General features: G+C 66.5%; 3 protein-coding genes. All 3 read right to left on the reverse strand.

Features of this window, described 5'->3' with window-relative positions:
• The coding region (locus tag HMPREF1023_RS04760) for an aminotransferase class III-fold pyridoxal phosphate-dependent enzyme (RefSeq protein WP_009305042.1) at nt 1–448 on the reverse strand (448 nt) is incomplete at its 3' end.
• 21 nt (nt 449–469) lie between these two features.
• Nucleotides 470–1,456, reverse strand: coding sequence for an acetylglutamate kinase (gene argB / locus HMPREF1023_RS04765; RefSeq protein WP_009305043.1), 987 nt, complete (start codon nt 1,454–1,456; stop codon nt 470–472).
• Nucleotides 1,453–2,319, reverse strand: an 867-nt coding sequence (locus HMPREF1023_RS04770) for a bifunctional ornithine acetyltransferase/N-acetylglutamate synthase (RefSeq protein ID WP_035578387.1), incomplete at its 5' end; no start/stop codon positions are given. The genes argB and HMPREF1023_RS04770, both read right to left, overlap by 4 nt.

Genomic DNA, 2,319 nt, shown 5'->3' on the forward strand with positions numbered 1-2,319 from the left:
CGGCGCGCACTCCGTCCTCGTCGGCGCCGGCGGCCTCGGCCGCAGCCATCGCGCGCTTCTTGGCGTGCAGTCGCGCCAGCTTGAAGGCGCATTCGTTCGCCTCGGCACCCGAGTTCGCGAAGAAGCTCTGCCACGGCTCGCGCTCGGCCTCGTCGACGCACTCGTTCAGCAAGTCGGATACGAGGTGCGCCACCTCGCCGCGATGCTCGATGTAGTAGTAGTTGCTCACATGGACCAGCGTGCTCGCCTGCTCCTCGATAGCCGACACGAGCGCCGGATGGCAGTGGCCCAGGCTCACGGCGCCCACGCCCGACACGAAGTCGAGGTACGTGCGGCCTTCCGCATCCTCCACCCGCATGCCGCGCCCGCGCACGAGCTCCACTGGCTTGCGGGCGTACGTGCCCATCACGTATGCGGATTCAAGCTGCTGTTCCTCGATAAAGCCCATGGTCGTCCTTCTTTCGCTCGCTTAGAAAATCTTGTTGTTCGGCGTCGCGCTGGCAGCATGCTGGCGATTCTCCAGCAACTTGGAGGCGAAGTTGCCCAAAGGATGGGTGTCGAACGTGCACGACTCCTCCGTGGAGTGCATCGTGGTGCCCACGCCGGTGCTGGTCAGAAGCTCCAGCAGCAGCGAGTGCGGGGTGATGCCGTTGATGATGTGCGCGCGGAACACGCCCGAATCCAGCGCGTGGATGCACGACTTCAGCTTCGGGATCATGCCGGTAGACACGATGTTGTTCTCCACCATGTACTGCGCCTCGAACAGCGTGAGGTTCGAGATGAGCGAGTCCTTGTTCTCGAAGTTCTCGTACAGGCCGTCCACGTCGGTGAGGAACACCACCTTGTGCGCGCCGATGGCGGCCGCGATGTGGCCCGCCACCATGTCGGCGTTCACGTTGTAGAAGCCGCCGTCCTCGCCCAGCGCCACCGAAGCCACGACGGGGATGTAGTCGCCGGCAACGAGGTCGTCCAGAAGCGGGCTGTTGATGCGCGTGATGCGGCCCACGCGTCCCAGCTCCGGGCTGGCCTGTTCGGCCACGATGACGCCCGCGTCGGCGCCGCTGACGCCCACGGCGAAGTTGCCGTGCTCGTTGAGAGCCTCCACCAGCTCCTGGTTCACTTTGCCCATCAGCACGGTGCGCACGAGGTCCATGGCCTCGGGCGTGGTGACGCGCTGACCGTCCTTGAACTCCACGGGAAGCTGCAGGAAATCCATGGCCTCGGTGATGGCCTTGCCGCCGCCATGCACGATGACGGGATTCACGCCGACGATCTTCAGCAGCACGATGTCGTTCATCACGTCGGCGCGCAGCTGCTCGTCCACCATGGCCGAGCCGCCGTACTTGATGACGACGGTCTTGCCGGTGATGTTCTTGATCCAGGGAAGCGCTTCGACCAGCACCTCCGCCGCTTTGTTCGCTACGCCCTTCGGGCGGGTGTCCTTCGCGTACTTCATGAGCGATAGTCTCCGTTGATCGTGATGTACTCGTGTGTGAAATCGCATGTCCAAACCGTGGTCCTCGCCTCGCCTGCGCCGAGGTCGACGTCGATGACGATCTCGGGCTGCTCGAAACGGCGCAGCGCCTCGTCCTCGTCGAACGCTTGCGCAAGCCCGCCGCGGCACACCGGCAGGCCCATGATGTCGATGGACGCATCCTCCTGGCGGAAGACCGCGCCCGACTTGCCGATGGCCGCCGCGATGCGGCCCCAGTTCGCGTCGCGGCCGCAGACGGCCGTCTTCACGAGCGGCGAGTTCGCCACGGTGCGCGCGGCCAGGTCGGCGTCGGTGTCGTTGGCAGCACCGGTCACATGCACGGTGACCAGGCGCGTGGCCCCTTCCCCGTCAGCCGCCATCATGCGGGCCAGCGTCTCGCACACCTCGACGAGCGCCGCCTGGAAGCGGGCGAAGGCCGGGCCGTCCGGATCGAACGCGCTTGCGCCCGCAGGTGCTGCGGCGCCGCTGGCGAAGAGGAAGCAGGAATCGTTCGTCGACGTGTCGGAATCCACCGTCACCTTGTTGAAGCTGCGATTCACGGCGTGCACGAGCGCCCTGTGCAAGGCGGGCGCGGACACCGGCGCGTCGGTGGTGAGGACGGCGATCATCGTGGCCATGTTCGGCATGATCATGCCCGAGCCCTTCGACATGCCGCCCACCGTGAACGTGCAGCCGTCGTAGCCGATTCCGTCGCCCGAGAACGTGACGGCGGCCTCCTTCGGACGCGTGTCGGTGGTCATGATGGCGCGCGCCGCATCCGCGCCGCCGCCGGCAGACAGCAGCGACGCCGCCGCAGGCAGGCCGATCCCGAACGGCGCCAGGGG

The sequence above is a fragment of the Eggerthella sp. 1_3_56FAA genome (genome assembly GCF_000185625.1).
Lineage (GTDB): Bacteria > Actinomycetota > Coriobacteriia > Coriobacteriales > Eggerthellaceae > Eggerthella > Eggerthella lenta.

Excerpts from the sequence above, each read along its gene's own strand:
- argB (WP_009305043.1), bottom strand. The coding sequence starts at position 1,456 with ATGAAGTACGCGAAGGACACCCGCCCGAAGGGCGTAGCGAACAAAGCG.